Annotated in this window: 14 protein-coding genes; 4 read left to right on the top strand and 10 right to left on the bottom strand. The window is 67.1% G+C overall.

Translation table 11 applies throughout. The features are described from left to right. Positions 1–5: 5 nt before the first annotated feature. Positions 6–611: a hypothetical protein gene (locus tag KY501_RS05905; protein ID WP_224361538.1), complete on the bottom strand. Its 606-nt coding sequence runs from the start codon at positions 609–611 to the stop codon at positions 6–8. Between the two features lie 223 nt (positions 612–834). On the opposite strand from KY501_RS05905, the gene KY501_RS05900 reads away from it, so the two are divergent. Further along, on the top strand, positions 835–2,241 hold the full coding sequence (locus tag KY501_RS05900) for a tryptophanase (protein WP_224361537.1): 1,407 nt from the start codon (positions 835–837) through the stop codon (positions 2,239–2,241). An 18-nt stretch (positions 2,242–2,259) separates the two neighbouring features. On the opposite strand, the gene KY501_RS05895 is transcribed toward KY501_RS05900, so the two are convergent. From KY501_RS05895 to KY501_RS53010, 3 genes are all read right to left on the bottom strand, one after another. Further along, on the bottom strand, positions 2,260–4,083 hold the full coding sequence (locus tag KY501_RS05895) for a tryptophan dimethylallyltransferase family protein (RefSeq protein WP_224361536.1): 1,824 nt from the start codon (positions 4,081–4,083) through the stop codon (positions 2,260–2,262). 530 nt (positions 4,084–4,613) lie between these two features. Beyond that, positions 4,614–4,958, bottom strand: coding sequence for a PilZ domain-containing protein (locus KY501_RS05890; RefSeq protein WP_224361535.1), 345 nt, complete (start codon positions 4,956–4,958; stop codon positions 4,614–4,616). Between the two features lie 179 nt (positions 4,959–5,137). Continuing rightward, complete coding sequence (locus KY501_RS53010) at positions 5,138–5,260, bottom strand: hypothetical protein (protein WP_255635887.1); 123 nt, start codon at positions 5,258–5,260, stop codon at positions 5,138–5,140. Here KY501_RS53010 and KY501_RS05885 point away from each other — a divergent pair. After that, complete coding sequence (locus KY501_RS05885) at positions 5,259–6,089, top strand: DUF1684 domain-containing protein (protein WP_224361534.1); 831 nt, start codon at positions 5,259–5,261, stop codon at positions 6,087–6,089. The genes KY501_RS53010 and KY501_RS05885 overlap by 2 nt on opposite strands. 12 nt (positions 6,090–6,101) lie before the next feature. Here the strand turns inward: KY501_RS05885 and KY501_RS05880 are convergent, their stop codons facing one another. Then, the gene (locus tag KY501_RS05880) at positions 6,102–7,235 is read right to left on the bottom strand and encodes a hypothetical protein (RefSeq protein WP_224361533.1); all 1,134 of its coding nucleotides are present in this window, start codon (positions 7,233–7,235) and stop codon (positions 6,102–6,104) included. Positions 7,236–7,404: 169 nt separating this feature from the next. On the opposite strand from KY501_RS05880, the gene KY501_RS05875 reads away from it, so the two are divergent. Both KY501_RS05875 and KY501_RS05870 read left to right on the top strand, forming a co-directional pair. Then, a complete protein-coding gene (locus KY501_RS05875) occupies positions 7,405–10,584 on the top strand; it encodes a TIGR02266 family protein (protein ID WP_224361532.1) in 3,180 nt (1,059 codons plus the stop codon). Beyond that, a complete protein-coding gene (locus tag KY501_RS05870) occupies positions 10,584–12,284 on the top strand; it encodes an alpha-amylase family glycosyl hydrolase (protein ID WP_224361531.1) in 1,701 nt (566 codons plus the stop codon). Before KY501_RS05875 ends, KY501_RS05870 begins: the two co-directional genes overlap by 1 nt. A 9-nt stretch (positions 12,285–12,293) precedes the next feature. Here KY501_RS05870 and KY501_RS05865 read toward each other — a convergent pair whose 3' ends face one another. The 5 genes from KY501_RS05865 to KY501_RS05845 all read right to left on the bottom strand — a co-directional run bounded on the left by KY501_RS05865 (position 12,294) and on the right by KY501_RS05845 (position 19,426). After that, the gene (locus KY501_RS05865) at positions 12,294–13,328 is read right to left on the bottom strand and encodes a glucodextranase DOMON-like domain-containing protein (protein WP_224361530.1); all 1,035 of its coding nucleotides are present in this window, start codon (positions 13,326–13,328) and stop codon (positions 12,294–12,296) included. Between the two features lie 83 nt (positions 13,329–13,411). Beyond that, entirely contained in the window at positions 13,412–15,604 is a 2,193-nt protein-coding gene (locus KY501_RS05860; protein WP_224361529.1) for a hypothetical protein, read from the bottom strand. Positions 15,605–15,697: 93 nt separating this feature from the next. Further along, complete coding sequence (locus KY501_RS05855) at positions 15,698–16,510, bottom strand: glucodextranase DOMON-like domain-containing protein (protein WP_224361528.1); 813 nt, start codon at positions 16,508–16,510, stop codon at positions 15,698–15,700. A gap of 25 nt (positions 16,511–16,535) precedes the next feature. Next, the gene (locus tag KY501_RS05850; protein ID WP_224361527.1) at positions 16,536–17,414 is read right to left on the bottom strand and encodes a sugar ABC transporter permease; all 879 of its coding nucleotides are present in this window, start codon (positions 17,412–17,414) and stop codon (positions 16,536–16,538) included. Next, on the bottom strand, positions 17,414–19,426 hold the full coding sequence (locus KY501_RS05845) for a carbohydrate ABC transporter permease (RefSeq protein ID WP_224361526.1): 2,013 nt from the start codon (positions 19,424–19,426) through the stop codon (positions 17,414–17,416). Before KY501_RS05845 ends, KY501_RS05850 begins: the two co-directional genes overlap by 1 nt. Positions 19,427–19,430: the final 4 nt, after the last annotated feature.

Genomic DNA, 19,430 nt, shown 5'->3' with positions numbered 1-19,430 from the left:
GCGCCTTACTTCCAGCTGACGATGTAGTTGCAGCCCTTGTCACCGCGCTTGCGGCAGGTGGCGCGGTCATGCACCAGCGTCGCCGTCGGCAGGATGTGCTGCGCCAGACCAATGGTGATGCCCTCGTCGAAGGCACAGGGGTAGGGCGTGTCGACGCGGACGATGATCTGCTTCTTGTTGGGCACCTGCTCGGCGGCGAAGTGACCGATGCCCTCCAGCATCTCCATCGTCTGGAAGTTGCCCATCTGCGCCCCGCCCTTGGCGTGGTTCAGGTGGTAGCCCATGTCCATCGTGACGAAGGCGGTGTTGATGTCCTTGTAGAACTCCGGCGGCACGACGGCCTTCTTTGGAATCTGGATGCCCACTTGCCGCAGGGTGTAGTCACCGAACTCGGCGCCCACGCGTTCGAACGCCGTGAGGAATTTGGCCAGCGGGTACCACGTGTTGGGTTCCAGTTGGGCGACGCCTACGCCCTCCTTGTCCACGGTCCCAAGGCCGGACTCCAGGAGGATCTTGCTGGCAAGCAGCGTGAAGTGCCCGAAACCGTCGAGAATCGACTGAACGCACGCTCCGATGATCTGGATATCCTTGAGCTCTTCGTAATTCGCCATGATGGGACCCCCTGGGATGTCTCAAGCCGGGACTGCTACAGGTCGTGCACTCCAGCATGCGTCCTGGAGGAATTCAAGCGGCGCTCGGGTCACTTGCTCCCCATCCTGATCCAGCGGCCGCTGCGCTTTCACATGCTCGGCTGCATTGGACGGCGCAGGGAATTTTGGCATCGTCGCAAGATGTCACCGGCGCCAGACAGGTGCCTCGTGGCCAGAGGAGAGCATGAGCACGATCAAGGATGATCCCGGGTTCGAGTTGGAGACGCTGGCCGAGCCTTATCGCATCAAGGCCGTGGAGAAGATCCGTCTGCTCAGCCGCGCGGAGCGGGAGAAGGTGCTCAAGGACGCCTTCTATTCCACCGTCTACATCAACTCGGAGGATGTCTACATCGATCTGGTGACCGACAGCGGCACCGGCGCGATGAGTGACAACCAATGGGCCGCGCTGATGAAGGGCGACGAGGCGTATATGCGCGCCCGCAGCTTCTTCGAGTTCGAGAAGGTGGTGCAGGAGGTGCTGGGCTTCCAGTACGTCGTGCCGACGCACCAGGGGCGCGCGGCCGAGCACATCCTCATGGGTCTGCTGGTGAAGCAGGACGAGCTCGTCCTGAGCAACACCCACTTCGACACCACGCGCGAGCACGTGAGGCACCGGGGCGCCAAGCCCATCGACCTGGTGGGCGACGTGCTCTGGGACATCGACAAGGAGCATCCCTTCAAGGGGAACTTCGATCTGGCCCGGCTGGAGACCGCACTCGAGCGCTACCACGAGCGCGTCCCCTTCGTGCTGATCACCGTGCTCAACAACTTCGCGTACTCCTCGCCCGTCTCGATGGAGAACATCCGCGAGGTGAAGCGGCTGGCGAAGAAGTGGAACAAGCCCGTCTACTTCGACGCGTGCCGCTTCGCGGAGAACGCCTACTTCATCAAGACGCGCGAGCCGGGCTACAGCGACAAGTCCATCGGCGACATCGTCAAGGAGATGTTCGAGGGCGCGGAAGGTTGCTGGATGAGCGCGAAGAAGGACGCCATCACCAACATCGGTGGCTTCCTCGCGCTCAAGGATGAAGCGTTGACCCGGCGCTGCCAGGAGCGGCTGGCGCTCTTCGAGGGCTTCCCGACCTACGGTGGCCTCGCGGGGCGCGACCTGGAGGCCATCGCCGTGGGCCTGCGCGAGGTGCTCGACGAGAGCTACCTGCGGCACCGGACGGATCAGGTGGCCTTCCTCGCCAAGCTCTTCAAGGACGAGGGCATCAAGGTCAGCCTGCCCGCGGGAGGCTCGGGCGTCTTCGTCGACGTGGCGTCGCTCTACGGGCACATCCCTCCCGACGCGTTCCCCACCATCGCGATGCTCTGCGACCTCTACCTGGAGGGCGGCATCCGGGCCGGCGCGTTCCCCTTCCACTTCAACATCGTGGACGCGAAGACCGGAGAGCTCGGCACGAAGGTCTTCCAGTTCGCCCGCTTCGCCATTCCGCGCCGCGTCTACACGAAGAGCCACTTCGAATACATCGCCAAGGTGATGGGACAGGTGAAGCGCAACGCGGCCCCGAAGAACAAGGGCTACAAGTGCACCTACGCCCCGCCGGTGCTGGCGCACTTCTTCTCGAAGTTCGAACCGCTCGGGTAGCCGGGGCGCTGCCTCGGCTCAGGCGTTCAGCCGGCGCATTTCCGGGTTCTCCTCCGCGGAGACTCGGAGCGCCGGCTGAGGCGCCACGGTCTGCTGGGCCGGAACGCCGTAGGCCTCGGTGGCCAGGTAGAACGTGGTCCGCACCTTGCCATCCTGCCGCCGCATGGAGGCCCACTGGATGAGGCCCGTGCCCACGTCCAGCGGCCGGTGCGCGAGCGCCGCCACTGCTCGCCCCAACACCGCGTGGCTGTGGGGCTCCATCAGGAAGCGGATGCGCTCCATGGACTCTTCGTCGCTGCGCGCAAAGCAGCGCACGGGCACGTGCAGCGTCACGCTGCTGGGCCGCTCATCCTCATCCGAGGTGAACGCCAGGCACGTGAGCGCCGTGCGCGCCGTCCCGAAGGCCCCCGTCGGGCCCTTCAGCGCCTGGCAGAACACCCAGGCCTCGCCGGGGACGTACTCCTTGGACAGGGCCATGACGGACTCGAGCTCCTCCGCCGTCGTGTCCTGGTGCGAGACGTAAATCTTCACTCGCGCCGCCCGGTGCGCCGACAGGTCGAGCGAGAAGTAGAGGATGCGGTCGTTCTCGCCGCACACCTGCTCCGACAGGCAGCGCCAGGCCCCCGTGAAGCCCAGCCGCTCCAGGGCCTCGCGGACCACTGCCTTCGAGTGCTGCGGGCCCCGCGCCGCCGGGTTCAGGTAGATCTTCACGTCCGGCCTGCCATTGCTCTTCAAGAAGAAGGCGTGCCAGAGCGCGAAGCGGGCATTGGGATCGACGGGCTCGAACAGGTCCTTCACCTGCTCGAAGCGCTCCAGCCGCACCCCGAACTCCTGGTGGAGCCGCTCGTTCAACGCCAGCCCGTCCTCCCACGTGGTGCGCAGCGTGGTGGAGCCCTCGGCGTTCTGCGGCTCCATGAGGAAGCGGACCTCGGGCCGGTCGCTCTCGATGGCCAGCGAGAGCTCGAAGGGCGTGTGGTCATCGGTGATGTCCGACTTCCACGGTGGGGTGGTGCCGATGCGGCGCTCACCCCAGGGGCTGCTCATGAAGGTGAAGAAGCGCTTCACCGTCTCGGTGTTCTCGGCGTCGTAGCCGATCGCGTCGCACAGCGCCTGGATGCGCGCGGTGCCGAACTCCTGGAACGTCAGGCGCGAGGGGGGCTCCCAGGTGAACCGGGCCCGCTTCACCTCGAGCTGGTGCTGCATGTGCGCCAGCAGCAGGTCGCTCAGCTCACCCAGCAACTGGAAGGCTTCGTCGAGCGCCGCCAGGGCCTCCTGCTCCTGCTCGGGCCGTAGGTCCAGCTCGACGGTGGTCTCGGCCCACAGCCCCTGCTCCACCTTGGAAGAGAGGAAGGGGATGCTGACCAGCTTCTTCCGGCTGCGCGCCTCGAAGGCTCGGACGATGGGAGCCAGCGCCTCCAGCGTCACCCGGCCCATCGCCTCGAGGGCCATCATGAGGACCTGGTTCTTCGCGGGGCTCGCGCCCGTCGCCAGGTCGATCAAGTCGTACAGGGCCCGGCGCGTCTGGCTGCCATCCGCTCCCCACAGCAGCCGCAGCATGCCGGCGAAGTCGTTTGCGGTGCCCAGCCCCAGCACCTGCAAATCCTGCACGTACAGCGCCCAGTGGGGGCCCTCATGGGGATTGGTGCCGTCGGCCGGGGGTTCCACCTCGCCCCCCCGGAGTGCCCGGTCCAGGTCCCGGAAACCCAGCACGAAGGGCGCAACGCAGGGCAGGAAGCTCAGCCGATCTTGCGGAGAGAAGCGCGTCTCCTGAAGGAAGCGGACGAAAGGGGACCCACCAAAGTCCCGCTGCTTCTCCCTCAAATACTCCAGGACCCGCTGCATCTCTTTACTCCTCACTGGACGCGCCTTGACCCAGTGCTCCACTCCCAGGGCGCACCGCTTCGGTTTGGATAACCCCCCGAAATCTGTCGACGGGAGAGGGGTCGGATTGACCCCCCAATTGATGCCGATGGGTGTGTTTTTAGCGCATTTTTTTTGTTCAGGTCAAATAGATTGGGTAAAAAAATCTCTACCCTATGAGTTTCTTTGGCAAGTGGGACGCTTCGCAAGCCGTTCAGTTTCAGCTTCAGCCAAACTGAGGAGGAAGGTGAACAGATGGGGTTGAAATGACCCATCTGGAAGAAATGACCCACCTCTCGTTGGATGAGTCTTTCATTGAACTGGAGCCTACCCAGGTGGTTCTTTCGTGATCGAATCCGGGGCCGTGCGTCGGGGCTGTTCGACGCGTCGGAGTCTGAGCATGTCCATGCGGCGACGGGTCGCTCATTGGACCCAGGTCGCGTGTGGACACGACTGGTCAACGGGAGCAACGCCCCAGAGGGCTGCTCACCGGACTTGGAAGAGGGGCGGTGTCAGTTCAGCCAGCGCGGGGTGCCGTTCGCCAGGTGCTGCTCATCCGAGAGCCAGGCGATGGCGGCCTCGTCGCCCATGGCCGCGTCGAAGTACGCCGCCACCATGTAGCCCGAGGGCGTCGACTGGCAGCGCAGGATATGCAGGCGCGTGCGAGGGATGAGCAGTTCCGGGATGCTGGCCTCCAGCGTCTGGCCCGCCTCCAGCGGCGTGGCCGACAGCAGGAGGCAGCCGCTCGCCGAGGCATTGATGATGTCGGCGTCCAATACCTCGTCGCCCCGGTGCAGCTTGATGGCCAGTCGCAATGGGTACCGCCGGTGCCGGCGCCGCTCGTTATCGAAGGACACGGTAGGGTCTCCTCAAGAGCTGCCAGATCACCCGCAGAGGCAGTCATCAAAAATACATGCTTGAATCATACCGTGAGGCTGGCGTTTTCGCTGCGCCGTACATTGTGGTCTTGTGTGCTGCAACAGAAATGATGGTAGGTGTTGCAGACCAGTTTGTGTGTCATGTGTGTGTTTGAGGTTCAGATCATGAGATGGAGTTCCCTGTTCCTGCTGTCCTTGGGGCTCTCGGCACCTGTGAGTGCCGCACCTCCCGCAGCTCCCCCTACAAAGTCTTCTTCCTCCCCGTCCTCTTCCTCGACCATGAAAGCTCCTTCCGGAATCGAAGCCGAGACCCGTACGTGGCACGCCGAGCGCGTTGCCCGGCTCACCTCGGAGGATGGGTGGCTGTCGCTCGTGGGGCTGCATTGGCTCGAGGAGGGCGCCAACCGCTTCGGCTCGGCCTCGGACAATCCGTTGGTGTTCCCCGCCTCCGTGCCGGCCCATGCGGGCACCTTCACCCGCAAGGGCAACACGGTGAGCCTGTCCCTGCAGCCCGGTGTTTCGCCCACGCTGGATGGGAAGCCCTTCGCCGGAGGCACGCTGCGCAGCGACGTCGAGGGCAAGCCGGACACGTTGGCGCTGGGCACGCTGCGCTTCTTCGTCATCCGCCGCGGCGAGCGGCTGGGCGTGCGGGTGAAGGACTCGGAGGCGGCGACGCGCAAGGCGTTCCACGGCATCCCCACCTACGCGCCGAGCGCCGCGTGGCGTGTCGAGGGCCGCTTCGAGCCCGCCACCGTCGAGCACAAGCTCTCGGTGCCCAACGTGCTGGGAGAGGTGGAGGAGATGGTCTCTCCGGGCACGGTCGTCTTCACCTTGAACGGCCAGGAGCACCGGCTCGCGCCCGTGGTGGAGCCTGGTGAGAACCAGCTCTTCTTCATCTTCGGGGACCTGACCAATCGCGACGAGACGTATGGCGCGGGCCGCTTCCTGTACGCGGACATGCCCAAGGACGGGAAGGTCGTGATGGACTTCAACCGGGCCTACAACCCGCCCTGCGCCTTCACCTCGTTCGCCACCTGCCCGCTGCCGCCGCCGCAGAACCGGCTCAAGCTGCGCGTCGAGGCCGGCGAGAAGCGATACGGCGACCACTGAGCCCGAGCGCGCTCACGCGGCCGCGAGCTTCAGGTCCTTGTTGAGCCCCTTGTCCCGGCTCACGCGCCAGATCTTCTGATCCAGGTAGTAGTGGTGGAGCGCGAAGCCCCAGATGAAGCTCGCGACCAGATCTCTCAGCGACAGGCTGGGGCCCAGCATCACCTTCGCGTCGAAGCTGCTGCAGCCCGGGTGGACGCCGAAGCCACAGCCAAGCGCGCGGTAGAAGAGGGTGAAGGCGATGCCACACGCCGCATAGATGATGAAGCGCTGGCTGATCCGCGGCGCGAGCCCGAACGCGCCGCGGTCCACGCCCGGGCCGTGGTAGCGGTTGCGGTGATAGAACCAGACGATGCCGTGGTACTGGACGTTGTGGAACGCCGTCACCACCACGGCGACCATCAGGAAGTCCACCTGGTTCACCACCTGGGGCAGGAAGAGCAGCGCGCTCAGCCCCAGCGCCGCCGCCAGCAGCATCACCTTGGGCGTGTTCACCCCCAGGCCCGCGCGCCACCGCTGCACCTGCCGCGCGGCGAAGAGCAGCACCACGGCCAGCGTGACGAACCACGCGGCCTGGGCCACGAACTGCTCCGCGCCCGGCTCGGCCCCCAGCCCCAGCATGCGCCTCGCCCCGCGGTGCGTGAGCGCGAAGGCCACGAACGGCGCCAGCAGCCCCACGTACAGCGTGAGGCTGTCCACGCGACGGTCCACCGGATGCGTGTCCCCGTTCTTGCGCTGGTAGAGCGACATCACCCCGTAGTGCTGGCGCACCACGTGCCAGTAGGCCCAGAGGTTCGCGAAGGTGAAGAACAGATCCACCGGCAGCCTGCGGCCCAGCAGCACGGACAGGCCGAAGCACAGCGGCCCGGCGGCGAACCAACCCAGGCTCCCCACCAGCAGCCGCGCCCTCACCGAGCGCTCCCGACGGTCCAGGTAGGTCCTTGAAAGCGTCGCGAAGATGTGGGGCCCGTCGAGCGCCAGCACCCAGACCCACCAGAGCAGCAGGCTGTTCACCCCCGCGGCCGCGTGCAGAGCCAGCAGCGCGAGGCTCGCGCCCAGCCCTCCCACCGTGGAGAGCAGGTCGTGCCGGCGATCGACCAGCCAGCCGGCGCGCACTGGCGCCGGGGCCATGAGGGAGACGGCGTTCATTCCAGGGCTCCTGCCTCGTGAGAAAGGCGATCCGTCAAGGATGCCATGGGGCGGGTAGGGCCGCTGGGTACGGCATGAGCCTACACGTCCCGCCCGAGGGTCAACCGGGCAACCGGGATGGTCATTAAGAGCTTGAGCCGGAGGCACCGGAGCCGCGACAGTTCTGATCATGGAACAGGGGCGGCGCGCGACGGACCGGAAGGCCGTCGGACTTCTGGTGAAGCTCAAGCACTCGGACGTGGGGAGCTTCGCCGAGGAGTTCGCCACCAATCTCAGCCCTGGGGGCATGTTCATCCGGTCGCGCACGCCGCAGCCGGTGGGCACGCCCGTGAAGTTCGAGGTGCAGATCGCCGGCGGCGTCCGGGTGCTGCGCGGCACGGCCATCGTGCGCTGGGTGCGTGGCGTCAACGATCCCGAGGGCCCACCGGGCATGGGGCTCCAGTTCCAGGAGCTGGACCCCGTCACCCAGGCTCTCATCGACCGGATGCTCCAGCTCAACAAGGCGGCGGCCTCCGCTTCGTCTGCCTCCGCGGATGCCGAGGCGCTGGAGCGGGAGATGCTGGCCAAGGGGATGCTGGACCGGGTCGGCAAGAGGATCACCGCCTCGAGACTGCCGGCCATTGCCCCCTCCGTGGCCCCCATGGCTCCCGCGGCCGCGCGGAAGGGCTCGGGCGCGAAGGCGCCGCAGATGCCGCCCATCGCTCCCATCCTCGTCGATGAGCGCGAGGAGGAGAGCGCGGATCTGGGCGCGCTCATGGATCTCGCGGACCTGGGCGGCACGGTGGAGGAGGAGCAGGCGCCCCTGGCCGTTCCGCCGCCTCCGAACAGCGACGTGGACATCGACGTCGATGAGCTCATCGCGGTATCGCCGACCCCATCTCCGGGGCGGTCCGATGTGAAGTTCGAAGTCCTCGACGAGCCCATGCCCGACGTCGACTTCGAGATGGAGTCGCTCGGCGGGGATCTACCCGTGGCCGTCGGGATGCCTCTGGAGGAGGGCGATGGGGCGTACGCGGCTCCTGTCATCCAGGGAGTGCCCGCCTTCGCGCCTCCGCCTCCCGTGGCTCCTGCTCGCCCCGTGGCGCCTCCGCCGCCTCCGCCTCCAGCGCCCGTGGCGCAGGCCCGGCCTCCACCGCCCCCGGCGCCTCCGCCCCCCGCGGCGCAGATGCCTCAGGCCCGGCCTCCTGCTCCCGCGATGCCTCCCGTCGCCGCGCCCATTCCCGCGGTGGCGCCCTCCGCTCCGCCACCTCCTCCGGCGGCCCAGCCTCAGGGGTTCGACTTCGACGTGGGCCTCGGGTTGCAAGGGCCCAAACTCCGGTCCGCCTCGGATGTCACGGAGGACGTCTTCCAGCCCGGCAAGGGCGTGGAGTTCGAGCTCGATCTGGGCGACGGCGAGGACCTGGACGTGGACAGGCCGGGGCATCCCAGCCGGCGAGGGCCTCGGCGAGCGCCCCCCGCCCCGAAGAAGCCCGCGCAGCCGGCGGCGGCTCCCCCCGCGCCACAGGTGTCACGCCCGAGTCCACCTGCTCCGGCGGCTCCGGCGAGCCCACCTGCCGCCCGTGCCGAGGCGCCTCGGGCCCCCGAGCCCAAGCCTTCTCCGGATTCCACTCAGGTGCTGCCGTCTCCGCCGGTCCGGCCCGTGCCTCCCGAGCCTCCGCGCAGCGCGCTCATGCCGCCGACCGTGTTCCTCCCGCCGCCCACGCCGGTGGCGGGCACGGGGCCGATCATCGGCATCGATCTGGGGACCACCAACTCGTGCGTGGCCATCATGACGGGAGGCCGGCCCTCGGTGCTGCGGTCGAAGGAGGGCTACAACACCATCCCCTCGGTCATCTCGCTCAACGCGCAGAGCAAGCTGTTGGTGAGCCACCGCGCCAAGAGCCAGCTCGTCATGCGCCCCACGCAGACCATCTACGGCGCCAAGCGGCTGGTGGGCCGCCCCTACGAGAGCGCCGTGGTGAAGCAGGTGCGCGAGCGTTTCCACTACGAGATCGTCCCCGACATGATGGGCCGCGCGGCGGTGCGTCTGGGCGACCACGTGCTCTCCCTGGAGGAGGTGCAGGGCCTCATCCTCAAGGAGTGCAAGGAGATGGCCGAGCAGCACATGGGCCATAAGGTGGAGCGCGCGGTGGTGACGGTGCCCGCGTACTACTCCGAGCCCCAGCGCGAGGCGGTGCGCAAGGCCGGCGCGCTGGCGGGCCTGAAGGTGGAGCGCATCCTCAATGAGCCCACCTCCGCGGCGCTGGCCTATGGCCTCAACCGCGAGCTGAACAAGCGCGTGCTGGTGTACGACCTGGGCGGCGGTACCTTCGACGCGACGGTGCTGCGCATCGAGAAGAACGTCTTCGAGGTGCTGGCCACCGGTGGTGATGTGTTCATGGGCGGCATCGACTTCGACAACGCCATCGTCGACTTCCTGCTCGAGCGCTTCCAGCAACTGGAGAACGTCCCCTTCCAGGGCGATGGCGTGGCGCTGTCTCGCATGAGCGACGCGGCCGAGCGCGCGAAGATCGCCCTCTCGGAGCGCAACCACTACGAGATCCACATCCCCATGCTGGTCCAGGACGAGATGGGCCGGCCGAGGGATCTGCGCTTCACGATGACGCGCAACGATCTGGAGCGCATCGTCGAGGGCATCGTCACGCGCACGCTGGACGTGGTGCGGGACGTGCTGCTGGACGCGCGGCTGAAGCCCAGCGACATCGACGACATCATCCTGGTGGGCGGCCAGGCGCGCATGCCGCTGGTGCGCGAGAAGATCAAGGCGCTGTTCGGTAAGTCGGCGCACTCCAGCGTGAACGCGGACGAGGCGGTGGCGCTGGGCGCGGCGCTGTACTCGACGGCGCTGGAGAAGGTGAGCAGCGTGGTGCTCATCGACGTGCTGCCGATGACCATCGGTCTGGCCATGCCGGGCGGTGCGTTCCAGCGCGTCATCGAGCGCAACACGCCGCTGCCTGCTCAGCGCTCGTTCGCCATCTCCACGGCCCGGGACGACGAGGAGGTGCTGGAGCTCTCCATCTTCCAGGGTGAGGACAACCACATCTCCGCCAACGAGTACCTGGGCACGGTGCGGCTCGAGGGCCTGCCGAAGGGGCCGAAGGGCTCGGTGCGGGTGGCGGTGACCATCAAGCTGGACGCGGAGTGCGTGGTGCACGTGGAGGCGCGCGAGTACCAGACGCGCAAGTCCGTGCACGCGACGCTGGCCACGCGCTACACGCCGGATCAGCTGGCCAAGCAGCTCAAGGTCGATCAGAACGCGGCGCGCGCGGCGGAGGAGCGGCGCGGCGCGGACCTGCGCGATCGCGCGGGCCGCTTCTGGAGCTTCCTGAAGAAGGTGGTGGGTCGCTAGTGAGGATCGCCCGGCGTCTCCGTGGCTCGGTGCTGGCGCTGGCCCTGAGTGGGTGGGCCTGTGGTTCCGGTTCGGGAGGCGGCCCGTCCACGCAGCCTCCGGGGAACAATCCGGGCAATCCGACACCGCCGAAGGAGATCGCTCCGGCGGCGGGCAGCGAGTGGTACCGCAAGGCCGTCTTCTACGAGGTCTTCGTCCGGAGCTTCCAGGACTCGAATGGAGACGGGAAGGGGGACCTGAAGGGCCTCATCTCCCGACTGGACTACCTCAATGATGGGGATCCGAACACGACCCAGGATCTGGGCGTGGACGCGCTGTGGCTGATGCCCGTCTTCGTGTCGCCCAGCTACCACGGCTATGACGTGGTGGACTACGAGCGCATCGAGCCGGACTACGGCACCGAGGCGGACTTCGAGCAGTTGTGCGCCGAGGCCCACCGCCGGGGGATGCGCGTCATCCTCGACTTCGTCATCAACCACTCGAGCGTGGAGCATCCGTGGTTCGTGGAGTCCGCCTCCTCGCCCACCTCCGCGAAGCGGGGTTGGTACTCGTGGAGAGGGAACGATCCGGGCTGGAAGCAGCCGTGGAGCCAGTTCTCCAATGAGCCCACGTGGCACGCGCGCAACGGCTCGTACTACTACGGTGTCTTCTGGAGCGGGATGCCGGACCTGAACCTGCAGAACGCCGAGGTGCGTGCCGAGGTGAAGCGCCTGGCTTCGCTCTGGCTCTCGCGCGGCGCGGATGGTTTCCGGCTGGATGCGGCGCGCTACCTCATCGAGACGGGCGCCGGAGGCGGACAGGCGGATACCCCGGAGACGCACGCCTTCTGGAAGGAGTTCTCCGCGTACGTGCGGCAGGAGAAGCCGGACGCGGTGCTCGCGGGCGAGGACTGGAGCACCACGTCCGTCATCTCCGCCTACTACGGCTCGACGCAGAATGTGCCAGGCGGGGACGAGCTGCCGCTGAACTTCAACTTCCCGCTCTCGGAGCAGATCCTCGCGGGCCTCAACGGAGGCAACGCCGTGCCCATCGCCGCGAAGCTGGCGGAGATGGCGTCCGCGTACCCCGCGGGCATCAGTGACGCGCCCTTCCTCACCAACCACGACATGGTGCGGGTGGCCACGCAGCTGGGCGGGAACGCGGGCAAGCTGGCCAACGCGGCGGCCCTGCTGCTGACGCTGCCGGGCGCTCCCTTCCTTTATTACGGCGAGGAGCTGGGCATGGCCAACGGCACCGCGAGCGGTGACGAGGCCAAGCGCACGCCCATGCCGTGGGATGACTCGTCGAGAGGTGGATTCACCACGGGGACGCCGTGGTACGGCTTCGCGCCGGGGTACGCTTTGGGACACAACGTGGCCGAGCAGACGGATGCCTCGAGCTCACTGCTCTCCCGGTACCGAGCGTTGATCCGGGCCCGACACGCCTCGGAGGCGCTGAGCCTCGGAGGACTCAAGCTCTTCACCTCGACCCAGGGTGTCTCAGGGACGCTGGCGTTCGTGCGCACGCTGGGAGACGAGCGGGTGCTCGTGGTGCACAACCTCACGGACTACAACCTCACGGCGGGTCCCTTTTCCGTGGAAGGCACGACTCCCGAAGTGCTCTACGCCGACAGCAACGTCGGAACGCTGCTGTCGACCGCAAACGGGTGGCAGGTGAGCCTGCCCTCGCGAGCCACGGGCATCTGGCGCCTGAAGCCGTAGGCGAGGAGTTCACTCTCCCGTGGGAGGCGTGGGTGCTGCCGCATCAGGAGTGCCGCCATCCAGCGCCGACTCTGGAGCAGCAGGAGTCGCAGGGCCTGCTGGAACCACCGCGGGCCAGGGCGGCGCATTGGGTCCCAGCACCTGCTCCTGGGTGATGCCCGGCGGAACGATCAGGTCCACCACGGGAGACTGGTTCGGATCTCCCAGCCTGCCTCCGCCAAACCGCTCCTTCGAGTCTCCCGGTCCGATAGGCAGCACCATCAGCCCCTGCGGCCCCGTCTTCCCGAGGAACGCGGGCATGTCCACCTTGTTCTCGAGGGACGCCCCCGTCACCGCGAGCGCATAGCCCCACTCCGGCCGGGGCGCGCCCCCGAAGAAGTCGTTCGGCACGAAGAACTCCACCGTGGCTCCCGTGACGCGGACCCGAGTGGGGAAGAACACCCGCGCCGTCAGCTCGCGCGCCACTTCCCCCTCCACCTCGCGCGCCGCCGCTTCTCCCAGCGGGCCCTGCTGCTTCTGCCGCTCCTCGCGAGCGACCTGCAGCCACAGCGCCCGCAGCCGGTCCCGCGCCTCATACGGCCGAGGCGTGAGCAGGACCACCTTCTCCCAGCCACTCCCGGGCGCCAGCTGCAGGTTCCGGCCGGGCATCGTCTCCGTGCGGCCGGAGCCCTCCACCCGATCCGTGTCCACATACAGGTCCAGGTTGAAGGTGTAGAAGCCGAACCGCGCCCGCTGCGCCTGCGACTCACCGGAGAGGTCCACCGTCTGCCCGGCCTGGGGCCTGACGATGGGGCGGGCGAAGGTGGCTTCGAAGCGGGTGCCCTCATCCTCCGCGTACGCATCGAGCAGCAGCAGATCCATCGAGCCCGGTGCCATGTCCTCGCGCAGCGGGTAGCGCAGCTCCCCGTCGCCATGATCGTCTCCGCGCGGGTCCGCCAGGGTGAAGAGGGACGAGACGCCCCGCGTGCCCCGCGAGAGACACGCGCTGACCAGCACGGCGGTCCCCAGCGCGAGCAACAGGGTGGAGCGGCGGAGCAACGGCATGGAGAGGACTCCTCGAGGCAAAAGAAAGGCCCGGCAGCGTCGCCGCGTGCCGGGCCCTTCTCAAGCAAGAAGCGAGCGGCTGCCTAGAACTGGGCCTTCATGAAGACCTTGGCCCGGTAGTGCTCGAACTCGCGCTCCTCCAGGCTGTTCCAGCCGTTGAAGCGGTTGAAGAAGCCGCGCGAGCCCACCGCCACGTTGTGCTCCTTGGCCGTCTGCTCGTCCGCCACCGTGGGCACGAAGCCCGTGCCGAAGTCCGGCTTGAAGGTGCCGAACGCGTACTGCGCCTCCGCGCCGAACTCCACGCCCGCCAGGATGTACTTCGCCTTGAGCAGGATCGAGTTCTTGTTGTGGAAGCCCGAGGCCATCTCGTGGAGGTTGTACGCCTGGAAGGCCGTGTTGCCGTCGAACAGGTTCGCCAGGTACTTGGTGTAGCTCAGCGACGCGTACAGGTCGTCTGACACCTGGTAGCCCGCGCCCGCCGTGAAGGCGTAGTAGCGCAGCAGCCGGTCGTCATCGCTCAGGCTGTCGAAGGGCTTCCACTGGTAGCCCGTCTGCCCGTTCACGCTGATGACGTTCGGGTTGCCGAACGTGTCCGCCGTGGACAGCCCCGGCGAGTACTCGTTCTTGAGGTCCTGGCACGGCTGCCCATTCCCCGCGCACGCGCCCTGCTGATACGGCAGGAAGCGCTGGTCGTTGATGCGCTTGTCCTGCTCGCGGATGAACTTGGCCTTGCCGAACACGTCGATGCCGCGGGCCACGTCCAGCACATACTTGCCCTTGATCACCGCGATGTGCGTCTGCTTGTCCTGGAACGGCTGGAAGGCGGTGCGGAAGTTGTGGCCCACGCCCGTGTCCAGCTCCGCCGTGGGGTACTCCGTCTTCGTGTACGAGGTGTCGGGGTCGTTATACGCCTGCCAGTTCGTGTTGTAGGTGATGAACGAGTACTCACCCGAAAGGTCCAGGTTCCCGTTGCCGTAGACGGGGTTCACGGTGATGCCCTTCCAGCCAATGGCCGTCTCCGCCATGGGCTCGTCGAAGTCCGTGAAGTCGTTGTCCACGTTGATGGTGGCCACCTGCTGGGCCTCGCTCGTCCAGCCGCCGTAGCCAATGCGCGTGGCGTTGTTGCTGAACACGCCGTACGAGGCGTTGGAGGGGCCCGGGAAGGCGAAGCTGCCGTCATGGCCCTCGGTGAGCAGCACGTCCGACTCGCGCCGCGCCGCCATGATGGCCACGTAGTCCGAGCCGATGCTGAAGCCCTGCACGTTCACCGACAGGCCGATGTCCAGCGGATCCGTCAGCGTCACGTCCACCTTGAAGCTGTTGTCCTCGTGGCGCCCGGCCAGCACCGGCGAGTAGCCGTTGAGCCCGAAGTTCGCCGGCGTCAGCACCGGGTCCGCGTTCGAGTACGAGTGGTACAGCGAGCCGCGGATGTCCACCTTGTCGCTCACGCGCAAGCCGGCCTTCACGCCGCCCACGCCGTTGCGGAAGCGCGGCACCAGGTCTCGCCCGTCGTCCAGGTTGTTGTCCACGTCCGCGGGGGCCACCTCGGCGTCGTTCACGTAGCTGAAGATGCCGCCCACATCGAGCGCGTCGCTCAGCGTCCACTTCGTCTGGAAGCCGTACGCCGCGTCCGCCGCGTGGAACAGGCCCGTGCTGAAGGACGGGCCGGCCCACAGCCGGGGCAGGCTGATGCGCGTGGCATCCCAGGTGATGCGCCGGTCGAAGCCCGAGCCCTGGATGAGGATGCCGTTGGCGTTGTCTCGGTCGATGTAGCGGATGCGGCCGATGACGTACGGATCGAACTGGCCGAAGTCATTGGCGCCGATGGTGGCCGAGTCAATGAGGTAGCCCGGCGTGAGCACCACGGCGATGCCGCGCAGCTTGATGTACTGGTTGGAGCGCGGATCGAACTCGCCGCAGTCTCCGTTGACGCAGGGCTTGGACGGGTCTCCACCGAAGCCGCCGAAGTTCGTCCAGAAGTTCTGGCTGAAGCGGCTGTGGATGCGGCCCTTCACCTCGACCTGGCTGGAGAGCCGGGCGTTGAGCAGCAGCTCCAGCTCCGTGCCCTGGCCGTTGTCGCCGTAGCCCTCGCCGGGCACGGTGGTGAAGTTGTACATGGCGCCCTGGTCGCGCAGGTTGCCCCAGAGCCACTTCGTATAGGTGGTGCCGCCAATCTGCAGCTTCGGCGCGTCCTGGGCGATGGCGGGCGCCACAGGCAACAAGGTAGCCGTCGCGGCAAGCGCGATCGCGCTCCGCGTCAGGAACTTCTTCGACATGTTGTGAACCCCTCCTCACATGGCCGGCGGGCGCCGCGGAGCGACTGCCCCCGCGGCGGTCCGGCCGTGTCCTTATGAATCTCTGCTACGGCATTACTTGGCCTGGTGCACCATCGTCAGCGTGGCCTTGCTCTTGGAAGCGCCATCCGCGGCGCACTCGTACTTCAGCATGTCGTGCTGGGCCTTCGTCTCGGAGGCGTCGCCCTTGCCGTTGCCGGCCAGGATGTCGATCACCTGAGGATCGCAGTCGCCGTCGTTGCCGCCACCAAAGCGGTGCTGGCCCTCGTACTCGTTCACCTTGCGGGTCATCAGGTCATTGCCCGAGGGGAAGCCCTCGTTGGATTGCACCACCACCTGGAAGCCCCACTGGCTGGGATCGCCCTTCAGGCTGGAGCCGTCCACGCTGCCGCTGATCTTCTTGCCAGCGCCCTTGGTGCGCTCGGGGATGAGGATGTCGTCCTTGAGGGCGGCGGCCTTGGTCTCGATCTCCTTGCGAACGCGGGCGGGCTCCTGCGGCGAGAGGATGATCAGCTTCTCCCATGCGGAAGCGGGGGCGAACTGGATGTTGAGGCCCGGGGGCGCGTCGGTGTGGCCGCTGCCCTCCTTGCCGTCCGTGTCGATGAAGATGAACACCATCTGCGTGGAGAACCCCTTCTTCATGTTCCAGGGATCCTCCAGGTTGGTGGCCAGCGTCGCGGTGAAGTCGATGTTCTTGCCCTTCTGATCCGCGGTGAACTCGGTCAGGTCGAACGAGCCCTTCTTGTACACGGCGTCGGTCGGGTACTTGTACGTGCCCGGGCCGTTGTCATCTCCGGTCGGGTCCTTGAAGGTGACCTTGCCATCGGCGAGGGCGGGGAGGCTCAGCAGCGAGGCGGCGAGGGTGAGGCTTGCGAGGCGGGTCTTCATGACGGCTCTCCTTGGCGAAACGACATCAACCTTTCACGCTTCCAGCCGTGAGGCCGGAGACGAGGTACTTCTGGAGGAACAGGAACAGGAACACCACCGGCACGGAGACGATGATGGAGCCAGCAGCGAAGTAACCCCACTGCTGCGAGAAGCCCCCGACGAAGAAGCGCAGGCCGACCGGCGCCGTGTACATGACTTCCTGGTCCATGAAGGTAGCCGCCAGGATGAATTCATTCCAGGCGGTCATGAAAGAAAACAGCGCTGTCACGGCGACGGCGGGCTTGGCCAGGGGAAGAATGATGCTCCAGAAAATCTTGCCTACCGAGGCACCCTCGATCAGCGCGGCCTCCTCCAGATCCTTCGGGATGGTGTCGAAGTAGCCCTTGAGCATCCACACGCTGAAGGGGATGGAGGTGGTGGCGTAGACGATGATGAGGCCCAGGCGCGAGCTGCCCAGGCCCAGCCACTGCACCAGGATGATGAAGAGGGGGATGAGCATCAGCGTGCCCGGGAACATCTGGGACACGAGGAAGGCCATCATCCCCGCGCGCTGGCCGGGGAACTTGAAGCGGCTGAAAGCGTATGCAGCGGTGCAGGCCAGGAAGACGCCCACCACGGTGGTGCCCACGGCGATGAGGGTGCTGTTGAGCATCCACCGGGCGAACGGTTGATCCGTCATCACCGAGGTGAAGTTGGACAGGGACCAGGTCTCCGGCCAGGGGGTGACGGCGCGCAGCCGGTCCACCCAGGTGGGGTCCGCCGGCAGCGTGGCGATGGCCAGGTTCTGCCTTCCGGAGAAGGCGATCGTGACCACCCAGAGGACGGGGTAGATGGTGAAGAGGGTGACGAGCACCAGCAGCACGTGGAGCGGCAGGTGCGGGAAACCATCGCGGCGCGTGGCCATCAGGTCGCCTCCGTGGCGCGCGAGACTCGGTTCTGCACCACGCTGTAGAGCAGCAGGATGCCGAAGATGACGGTGGAGTACGCGGCCGCGTAGCCGTAGCGGTACTTCTGGAACGCGAACTTGTACGCCTGGGTGACGAGGATTTCGGTGGAGCCGCCCGGCTCACCTTCCGTGACGAGGAAGATGATGTTGAACATGTTGAAGGTCCACACCACTGACAGGATGATGGCGGGCACCAGCGCGGGCTTGAGCGAGGGCAGGGTGATGGCGGTGAACTGCTGCCAGCGGCTGGCCCCATCCACGCGCGCGGCCTCGTAGAGCTCCATGGGGATGGACTGCAGCGCTCCCAGCGAGACGACCATCATGAAGGGGAAGCTGAGCCAGCCGTTGGTGGCCAGCGCCGTGAGGAACGAGGTGAAGGGGGACTCGAACCAGGACAGTCCCTGTCCGCCGAACATGCGGATGACGTGGTTCACCACGCCGAACTGCTGGTGGAACATGCCCTTCCAGATGAGCGCGGTGATGTAGTTGGGCATGGCCCACGGCAGGATGAGGAGCACCCGGTACAGGGGCCGCATCGCCAGGTTGGGCGTGTTGAGGATGAGCGCCAGCACCAGGCCCACGGACACGCCGATGATCACGTTGGTGACGGTCCACACCACCGTAAAGAAGAGCGTCCAGTAGAAGTTCTGGTAGTTGATGACCCACGCGCCGCTCTCGGCCCGGTGGACGACGTCGAAGTCGAGGAGGATCTCCACGTAGTTGCGAACGCCGATCCAGATGTCCGGGAGGGCCTGGTTGGTGTTGTAGAGGTTGGCGTCCGTGAAGGAGAGGGTGATGCCGTAGAAGAAGGGGAAGAAGACGAGCACCACCATGCCGACGATGGCCGGGGTGATGTACGCGTACGCCTCGCGGTGCTCCACCACCGTGGCGGACACGCGGTGCAGGCCGCCCAGGCCGATGAAGAGCAGCAGCGCCAGTCCCAGCGCTCCCAGGCCGTAGAAGGCCCGCGCTGCTTGCGCTTGCAGTGTGTCCGCGCGCACGGTCACGGCCGCCTCGTTCACCGCGCCCTCGGGGGTGAGCAGCCCGAGCGGTTGGCGGAAGAAGTCCGAGTCCCACGTGTCCGGCTTGAGTTGCGGCTCGGCGGCCAGGTTCTGCGCGGTGATCAGCGTCCGCGCCTTCTCCGCCACCCCGTGCAGGTGTTCCCCCACCTTCGCCTGGGAGCCGCGCACCCCGTCCTCCAGCGAGCGCATGGAGTACGAGGCGTAGCCGCCCAGGCCGACGACGAAGGCCACCGCCGCCACGGCCACCAGTTGCCACTGGCGGCGCAGCGGCGCGAAGGAAGCGCCGAGCACCAGCACGAGCGGCAGGAAGAAGGCCAGCAATACGGGCCCCAGCCCGGGGCGTTCCACTCCTTGCGCCTGCGCCTGCGGAGCCGACAGTTGCTGGGGAGGCGTGGCCAGCTCCACCATGCCCACGACCGAGCCGTTCACCTCCACCGGCGCGGAGTACAGCAGCCCGCCGTGGAGCTGATCCGCTGTCGCGGGAGGGGTCTCCGCCCGCTCGATCTCCGGCTTGCGGGCATTGCCCTCCTCGCGGTTGGTCTCCACCGCGGCGCGCAGCCGCTGCCCCCGGTCATAGAGGGGCTTCTCGTCGCGAGACAGCCGGCGCGGCGCGGCCTTGTCCCCCTGATCCTCCGGGAACGTCGAGGCCTCCAGCTGGATGCCAGAGAAGGCGATGACGCGCACCTGACGGCCAGGGAGGAGTTGATCCTTCACGGCGGCGACGACGGCGCGCACTCCGTCACCACTGCCGCCCGCGCGCTGGGCGAGTTCGGACAGCGCGTTGAGCGAGATGACATCCTGCCGCTGCTCACGTCCGCTGTCGGCGTCCTCGCGGGCCCGGATCAGCAGGGCGTAGGCGATCGCCAGCCCCAGGCCGAGCGCCAGGGCCAGCCCCACCAGCACGCGCGGCCGTCGCAGGCTGGGAGGAGTCTTCTGAGGAGGATTCAAGGAG

The sequence above is a fragment of the Hyalangium versicolor genome (genome assembly GCF_020103695.1).
In the GTDB taxonomy this organism is placed as follows: Bacteria; Myxococcota; Myxococcia; order Myxococcales; family Myxococcaceae; genus Hyalangium; species Hyalangium versicolor.
This window is presented reverse-complemented; position numbering and strand designations above follow the sequence as displayed.